This window comes from Candidatus Polarisedimenticolia bacterium (assembly GCA_035764505.1).
In the GTDB taxonomy this organism is placed as follows: Bacteria; Acidobacteriota; Polarisedimenticolia; order Gp22-AA2; family AA152; genus AA152.
The window spans coordinates 1-8,347 of the sequence record DASTZC010000234.1 but is presented as its reverse complement, the minus strand read 5'-3'; the positions used below and the strand labels follow the sequence as shown (position 1 = coordinate 8,347).

Below are 8,347 nucleotides of genomic sequence, written 5' to 3'. Positions count from 1 at the left end.
CCGCTTTCGACCGGATGTTGCCAAAACGTCACCGGTCTGTCACACTGGCACGTGCCGCCCGCCCGTAACATACATGTCCCCGTATTCCCCGGGAGGAGACCCGTGAAGAAGGACCGCCGGAGCCGTCTCCGGAAGGGGAAGCTCATCGTCGTCGAAGGCATCGACGGCTCCGGTAAGAGCACCCAGATCAAGCTTTTGCACAAATGGCTGGAGGCCCGCGGCGAGCAGGTCTTCTTCACCGAGTGGAACTCCTCCGACCTGGTGCGCGAGGCCACCCGGCGCGGCAAGAAGAAGAACCTCTTGACCCCCACCACCTTCAGCCTCCTGCACGCCACCGATTTCGCCCATCGGCTCACCTTCCAGGTCATCCCTTACCTCAAGGCGGGGATGACGGTGCTTGCCGATCGCTACGTCTGCACCGCCTTCGCGCGCGACATCGCGCGCGGCGTCGATCCGGGTTGGGTCCGCGACCTCTATTCCTTCGCCCCCGTCCCCGACGTCACCTTCTACTTCAAGGTGCCGCTGGAGGTTGCGGTGACCCGCATCGTCGGGAGCCGCACCAAGATCAAGTTCTACGAGGCGGGCATGGATCTCGGGCTGTCGACCGATCCGGTCGCCAGCTTCAGGCTGTTTCAGGGCCGGGTCATCAAGGAATACGACCGCATGGCTCCGGAGTACCGCTTCCAGGTGATGGACGGGACGCGCAGCATCGACAGCCAGCAGCAGAAGGTCCGCTCGATCGTGAGCCGTCTGTACGAGGCATCCGCCGTGGGGGAGCCGGCATGAACCCCGTCGAGCCCGGGAAGCGCTTCTTCGGCCACGGGCTGCCGTACACCGACGTGAAGAGCCTGAGCGGGACGCTCATCACGGTGGAGGGGACCGACGGCGTGGGTCGCTCCACGCAGGTCGCCTACCTCAAGGAGTGGCTGGAGGTCCAGGGCTACGGGGTGATGGAGACGGGCTGGACCCGATCGGAGCTGATGAAGGAGACGATCGGCACGGCCAAGGCGGGCCACAACCTCAACCCCCTCACCTTCAGCCTGCTGTACGCCACCGATTTCGCCGATCGTCTGGAAAAGCTGATCATCCCGGCCCTGCGCTCCGGCTTCGTGGTGCTGGCCGACCGCTACATGTACACCGCCTTCGCGCGCAGCGTCGTGCGGGGCGCCGATCCCGCGTGGGTGCGGAGCATGTTCGGCTTCGCGCTGGTCCCGGACCTGGTCCTCTACCTCAAGATCGGAGTGGATCGCCTGGTCCGGCGGGTCCTGCAGGCCGGAGGGATGGACTACTGGGAGGCTGGAATGGATCTCAACCTGGGCCCCGATCCCTACGAGTCGTTCCGCAAGTACCAGGGGCGTCTCATCCGCGAGTACAACCGGATGGAGCGGGAGTTCGGGTTCGTGGCGCTGGACGCTACGCGCCCGGAGGTGGTCATCCAGGAGAGGATCCGCACGCGCGTGGGCGTTCTGCTGGAGGACCGCAAGATCCGGACGCTGAGCGAAGGGCTGGAGACGCTGCGGCCTTTGCTGTTCGAATCGGAAGGGGAGAAGCCGCGCGCCGCGGGAGAGACGGCGGGACGCGGCATTCCGGGATCCTCCTCGGGGGCCTGAAGCGCCGGGAAAAACGACCTTGACCCTTTATCTGCTCCGCCATGCCATCGCCGCTCCCCGGGATGCCAAGCGCTATCCCGATGACGGCAAGCGGCCGCTGACCGCCAAGGGAGCTGAGCGCATGCGCGCCGCCGCGCGCGGCATCCGCGCCCTCGGCCTCCGCCCGCGCCGGATCCATTCCAGCCCGCTGCTGCGCTGCATGCAGACCGCCGAGATCCTGGCGGCGGAGCTGCGCCCGAATCCGTCGGTGATCCCGACGCCGCAGCTGGGACCCGAGGGCAGTGCGCGCGCCGTGCTGAAGAGCCTGCATGCCGAGCGTCCGCAGCGCGACGTCCTGCTCGTCGGCCACGAGCCCGACCTTTCGGAGCTCGCTTCGCTGCTGCTGGACGGGTCGGGCCGGACCGCGTTCGTCAAGATGAAGAAGGCCGCCTTCTGCCGCATCGACATCGAAGGGGTTCCGGATGCGGGTCGCGGCCGGCTCGCTTACCTCTTGCCGCCTCGCATTCTCAGACAGCTCGCCCGCTCCATCCCGAAGCGCCGGACCCGCTAGGCCTCTCTCCTCTCGCCATTTCCTCCCTTTCCGCGCGATCGTCACGCTGAGTTCTCCCGTCCGTCACAATTCCTCCGTACCCACTCGTCGTTGAAAAGGCCTTAAACGTATCCAGAGGGGGAGGAACCGCTCGCATGAGACAGGCACGGAAAACCCTGGTTGCATGCCTTACGGCGGCCTTGGGGAGCTGGGGATTGGCAAGCTCCCTGCAGGCTGCCACGGTTTTCGTCAACGCCGACATCACCGTCAGCGAGACCTGGACGGCGGACAATGAGTACATCCTGCAGCTGCCGGTCTATGTGAAGAGCGGCGCGACCCTGACCATCGAGCCCGGGACCGTGGTGCGCGGCGAAGGGGAGTCGGCTCCCGGCGCCAACGATCCGGGCACGCTCATCATCACGCGCGGCAGCAAGCTGCAGGCGATCGGGACCTCCCAGCATCCGATTGTCTTCACCAACGAGGACGACGACAACGTCGGCGGGAACCCCGGGACGCCTCCCTACGACACCAGGAGCGGCGCCGCCGGAGTCACGGGCACCTGGGGCGGCGTGATCCTGCTGGGCCGCGGCTACGTCTCGAACAACACGGTGGCCGGTCCCAATCCGGCGCGCGAGATCCAGATCGAAGGGCTGACGGCGGCCGGCAACCTCGGCTTCTACGGCAACTGCGCCGCGGCGGTGCCGGCGATTCCGCTGGCGAGCTGCGACGATGACGACAGCGGCAACCTCTCCTATCTCAACATCCGTTACGGCGGCTTCAATCTTGCGGCCAACAACGAGATCAACGGCCTGACGCTCGGCGGCGTCGGCCGCTCGACGAACATCGACCATATCGAGGTGTTCCAGAACAAGGACGACGGCATCGAGCTGTTCGGCGGCGCCGTGAACCTCAAATACGTGATCATGGCCAACGGCGGCGACGACGGGCTGGACTACGACGAGGGGTGGCGCGGCAAGGCGCAGTTCGTCTTCGTGATGCAGGGCTCTCCCGGCAGCGACCGCTCCGACAAGGGGGGCGAGCACGACGGCGGCAACGCCGGCGACGCCAGCCTGCCACGCTCCATCCCGACGATCTACAACGCCACCTACATCGGCCTGGGCGGGGCCAAGAACTTCACCAACCACTTCGTGAACACGGCGCTGCACTTCCGGGACAACGGCGGCGGCCGTTACTACAACAGCTTCTTCGGCGATTTCGGCGGCGCCACCATGCTGATCGAGGGAGGAAACTTCCCGACGATCGGGACGCCCGCCAACACCAGCGCCGGGCGCACCGTGGCCGCCTACTCGGCGCCCTCCGGGAACTGCAGCGTGACCACCGCCACGACCTGCGTCAACAACGCCGGCTGCCCCGCAGGGGAAGCCTGCGTCCTCCACTATCTCCCCCCGGCTTCTTCGTTCGAGCTGGAGCTGGAGGACAACAGCTTCTGGTGCTTCGGCAACGGCAGCACGGTCCCCGACGTGGGCACCTGCAGCGTCACCCTGGCCACGACCTGCACGCAGGACAGCAACTGCCCGGCGGGCGAGACCTGCGTGAACCCGCCCACCACCTACGGCGCCGCTTCCACCGATGCCGGCAAGTCGCACTACGCCTATCCGGCCTTCACCAACGCCGCGCTGGACAACAACTACAACTCGTGTGCCGCGGTGCTGCCGATCAAGACGCTGACGCGCACCTCCGAGCCGCCCACCGAGCCCGACCGGGTCGACGTGATCGATCCGCGGCCGGCGACGGGCAGCGTGCTGGCCACGACCAACCGAGCCGCTCCCAACGACGGCTTCTTCACCGCCGCCCCTTATCGCGGGGCTTTCAGCGGCACGGCGAACTGGGCCGACGGGTGGACGACGATGTCGCGGCTCGGCTTCTTCCCGCCGCGGCCGGTCGTGACCATCTCCTCCAACATCACCACCAGCCAGCTGTGGACCGCGGACAACGACTACCTGGTGACGCAGCCGGTCTACGTCACGAGCGGCGCCACGCTGACCATCGAAGCGGGAACGGTGGTGCGCGGCGAAGGGGAATCGGCTCCCGGCGCCAACGATCCCGGGACGGTGATCATCACGCGAGGCTCCAAGATCCAGGCGGTCGGAACGGTCGACGCCCCCATCGTCTTCACCAACGAGGATGACAACAACGTCCGTGGATCGGGGGGGACCACCCCATACGACAGCCTCACCAACGCCTCCGGGATCACGGGCACCTGGGGCGGCCTGATCCTGCTGGGCCGCGGCTACGTCTCGAACAACACGGCGGCCGGTCCCAATCCGGCGCGCGAGATCCAGATCGAAGGGTTGACGGCGGCCGGCAGCCTCGGCTTCTACGGCAACTGCGCCGCCGCGGTGCCGGCGATTCCGCTGGCGAGCTGCGACGATGACGACAGCGGCAACCTGTCGTATCTCTCGATCCGCTACGGCGGCTTCAACCTGGCGGCCAACAACGAGATCAACGGATTGACGCTGGGCGGCGTGGGGCGCGGCACCGACATCGATCACATCGAGGTGTTCCAGAACAAGGACGACGGCATCGAGTTGTTCGGCGGCGCCGTGAACCTGAAGAACGTGGCCATGATCAACGGCGGCGACGACGGGCTGGACTACGACGAGGGGTGGCGCGGCAAGGCGCAGTTCGTCTTCGTGATGCAGGGCAGCCCCGGCACCGATCGCTCCGACAAGGGAGGCGAGCACGACGGCGGCAACGCGGGCGACGCCAGCCTGCCGCGCTCCATCCCGACGATCTACAACGCCACCTACATCGGCCTGGGCGGGGCCAAGAACTTCACCAACCACTTCATGAACACGGCGCTGCACTTCCGGGACAACGGCGGCGGCCGTTACTACAACAGCTTCTTCGGCGATTTCGGCGGCGCCACCATGCTGATCGAGGGCGGTAACTTCCCGACGGTCGGGACCCCGGCCAACACCAGCGCCGGGCGCACCGTGGCCGCCTACTCGATCTCCGGAAACTGCAGCGTGACCACCGCCACCACCTGCGTCAACAACGCCGGCTGTCCGGCCGGCGAGTCTTGCGTGCCCCACTACCAGGGTCCGGCCTCCTCCTTCGAGCTGGAGCTGGAGGACAACGATTTCTGGTGCTTCGGCAACGGCAGCACCATTCCCGACGTCGGCACCTGCAGCGTCACCGTGGCCACGACCTGCACCCAGGACAGCAACTGTCCGGCGGGCGAGACTTGCGTGAACCCGCCCACCACCTACGGCGCCGCTTCCACCGATGCCGGCAAGTCGCACTACGCCTATCCGGCCTTCACGAATGCCGCGCTGGAGAACCTGTACAGCGCCTGCGCCACGCCGCTGCCGGTACGGACGCTGAACCGCGGATCCGCCGCCGGCATCGATCCGGATCCGATCGTCCAGATCGATCCGCGTCCGGCTCCCGGAGGCGTGCTGGTCCAGCCCGCCGGCGAGCCGAACCGGACGGCTCCGAACGACGGATTCTTCGCCAATGCCCCCTACAACGGCGCCTTCGAGGCTGGCTCCGGCTGGCTCGATGGGTGGTCCACCCTGGAGCGCACCGGCGTGATCGCCAAGTGCAGCGCCAGCTCCCCCCTGTCGGTCCCGGACCAGGTAAACCAGGATGCGAACTTTGGCACGGGCTCGAGGCTGGATTGGAGCGGTCCGGGGAGCGTGCCGCCCTTCACCTACGACCTTCTCAAGAAGGTCGGCTCGACCACAACGCCCGGTGCCGCCAATGTCGACTTCTCCACCGGCAGCTGCCTGGTGACGAATCAGTTCGGGAAGAAGAGCGGCGATGATGTCTCGGTCCCCGCGATCGGCCAGATCTTCTTCTACGCCGTGCGCGCGGGCAACAGCTGCGGCGAAGGGACGCTGGGCTTCTACCGCAATCCGGGCCAGGCGAACGACGGGACCGATCGTCCCGCGGTTTCCTGCCCCTAGAGTCGAGCACCAAAAGGATCCGCTTTCCCTGGGCTCGCCCGAGCCCGTCCGGCGGGAAAGCGGTCGGGGAAGGGAGGCTGAGGGGTCGCGTTGACTGCGGCGCCTCAGCCTCCCGCTTCATAACGGCAGACAGGAGCGGGAAGAGCTGAACCATGACGCAGCGAAAATGCCTTGCAGGATGGGAAGCCCTGGCGTGCGCGCTGGGAATCGCGCTGGCGGTCGGGGCTGCGAAACCGGCGGCGGCCTCCGCGTCGGGCCTGGGAAGTCTCGATTACGCCTTCCGCTTCGCCTCGGCCATCAGCAGCGACGACAAGGACCGGGCGAAAGCGCAGGAGGCGGTGCTGCAAGACTACATCACGTGCGGTGCGGCGCACGAGGCGATCGCTCGCGTCGACCAGATGGCCGGATGGAGGCAGGGGACGATGCTGGCCGATCTGGCTGCCTCCGAAGCGCGCGCCGGCCGCAAGTCGGCCGCTTCCGAGCTGATAAGAAGAGCCGAGCAGGTTGAATCCGCCGTCTCCGGCTGGGAAGGACCGCGCGTCCAGGCGCACATCGCCGCCGCCCTCGCGGCCATGGGGGAGATGAAGCCTGCCCAGGAGATCGCCGGCAACCTGAGGAGCGAGGATCCGCGTCAATACAAGGGGCAGGCCGCCTATACCATCGCTTCGGGCCACCTGATGCGGCGCGAGTTCGAGGCCGCCATGGCCGAGCTGAAGGCCCTGGACTCCGATCCCGACATCGACACGGCGGTATGGCGGACGCGCGGCTACCTGCTCGCCGGACAGAGCGACGGAATTGCGGCGGCGCAGCGGCTGGCTGCCCTGGAGGCGACGCTGGAGTCCGCCAAGGTCCTCGATGGATGGATCCGTGTCGAGATCGCCGAGGACGCCGCCGCCGAGCTCGCAGAGTTGGGCCGGCCGGAAAAGGCGCGCGGCGCGCTCGAGGAGGCGGAGAAGGCCGCTCTGGCGCTTCCGGAGGCGCTCCACGCCAAGGCGACGCCGCTCGCCGAGCTGGCACGGGCGTGGGGCAGGCTCGGAGAGACGGGAAGATCGCGACAGCTCCTGAAGAAGGTCGAGCCGGCGGCCGGTGCGGCCCTGGACATCGATCGTCCTTCGCTCTACGCGCGCCTGGCCTCGGTGCGCCGCGCGATTGGCGACCAGGCCAGGGCGGAGCAGCTGTACGGGCAGTCACTGTCCGCGGCGGAATCGCTGAAGAACGCCCGGCCGCGCGCCCTGGCGGTGGTCGACATCTGTCGCTTTCTCGGGCGGGACGGCGTGGATCCTTCGGGAGCGGTGAAGGCCCGTCTCGACGCCCTGTTGAGCGGTTTGAAAGACCCCTGGTGAAGCCTCCGCGGCCGCAGTGACGGGCGACCGCGTCCTAGCGAGGCGAAGACCACGGCACAGTTTCGAGGGTTTCCTTTCCGCACGCGGAAGGGGCTGCGGCAGCCTGCGCTTCCCCGGAGAAGACCGGATTGCCCTTCATCTCGACACGCTGGATCGCGGCCGCCTCACTCCGATCCATCCATCCTGAACGTTCCTCGACGCCGCGAAGCGGGCCGCTTCGGTGCCTGGCGGCGCTGCTGGTGCTCGCCCTGACGTGGCTGCCCTGCGTCCCGGCCCTGGCGCAGGAAGCGGCCGGCGGCGCCATTCGCGGAACCGTCCTCGACCGCGAGGTGGAGGCCCCGCTGGCGGGCGTCCGGGTCGTGATCCTCGGGAGCGTCCTGGAGACCCGCACCGGGGAGGACGGCACCTTCCTCTTCTCGCGCCTTCCCGCCGGCAGCTATTCGCTCGCCTTTACGAAGGAAGGGTACGAGCGCCAGGTGCTCAGCGGCATCGTCGTGGTGGCCGGCAAGATGGCCGACGTGCGCGCCTCGCTCGGAATCGAGGTGGTGGAGATGGAGGAGCTGGTGGTGACCGGGGGCGATCTGGCGCTGGGAGAGGAAGGCGGGCTGCTCGATATCCGCGCCGAGGCGGTGGCCTTCCAGGATGCGATCTCGGCCGACCTCATCAGCAAGGCAGGAGCTTCGGATGTCGCGGGAGCGCTGAAGCTGGTGGTCGGGGCGAGCATCACCGAAGGGAAGTACGCGACGGTGCGAGGGCTGAGCGACCGCTACACCGGCACCACCTTGAACGGCGTGCGTGTTCCCAGCGCCGATCCGCGCCGCCGGGCGGTCCAGGTGGACCTGTTTCCGACGGGCACCCTCGAGAACCTGAGCGTGACCAAGACCTTCACTCCCGACCTGCAGGGGGAGTTCACCGGCGGCGGCGTCGACATCC

Annotated in this window: 6 protein-coding genes; all 6 read left to right on the top strand. The window is 67.7% G+C overall.

Going from position 1 to position 8,347, the window contains the following annotated elements; genetic code table 11:
• The first annotated feature begins 102 nt into the window (after positions 1 to 102).
• Positions 103 to 786 (top strand): dTMP kinase, encoded by a 684-nt coding sequence (gene tmk / locus VFW45_15655; protein HEU5182220.1) that lies wholly within the window; start codon positions 103 to 105, stop codon positions 784 to 786.
• Entirely contained in the window at positions 783 to 1,610 is an 828-nt protein-coding gene (locus tag VFW45_15650) for a thymidylate kinase (GenBank protein HEU5182219.1), read from the top strand. The genes tmk and VFW45_15650 overlap by 4 nt, the downstream gene beginning before the upstream one ends.
• Positions 1,611 to 1,629: 19 nt before the next feature.
• Positions 1,630 to 2,160 (top strand): histidine phosphatase family protein, encoded by a 531-nt coding sequence (locus VFW45_15645; GenBank protein ID HEU5182218.1) that lies wholly within the window; start codon positions 1,630 to 1,632, stop codon positions 2,158 to 2,160.
• 134 nt (positions 2,161 to 2,294) lie between these two features.
• Positions 2,295 to 6,071, top strand: coding sequence for a hypothetical protein (locus tag VFW45_15640; GenBank protein ID HEU5182217.1), 3,777 nt, complete (start codon positions 2,295 to 2,297; stop codon positions 6,069 to 6,071).
• A 152-nt stretch (positions 6,072 to 6,223) separates the two neighbouring features.
• Positions 6,224 to 7,414, top strand: a complete 1,191-nt coding sequence (locus VFW45_15635) for a hypothetical protein (protein ID HEU5182216.1) — start codon at positions 6,224 to 6,226, stop codon at positions 7,412 to 7,414.
• Between the two features lie 128 nt (positions 7,415 to 7,542).
• Positions 7,543 to 8,347 (top strand): carboxypeptidase regulatory-like domain-containing protein (locus VFW45_15630; protein ID HEU5182215.1); only part of this gene is annotated, 805 nt, incomplete at its 3' end.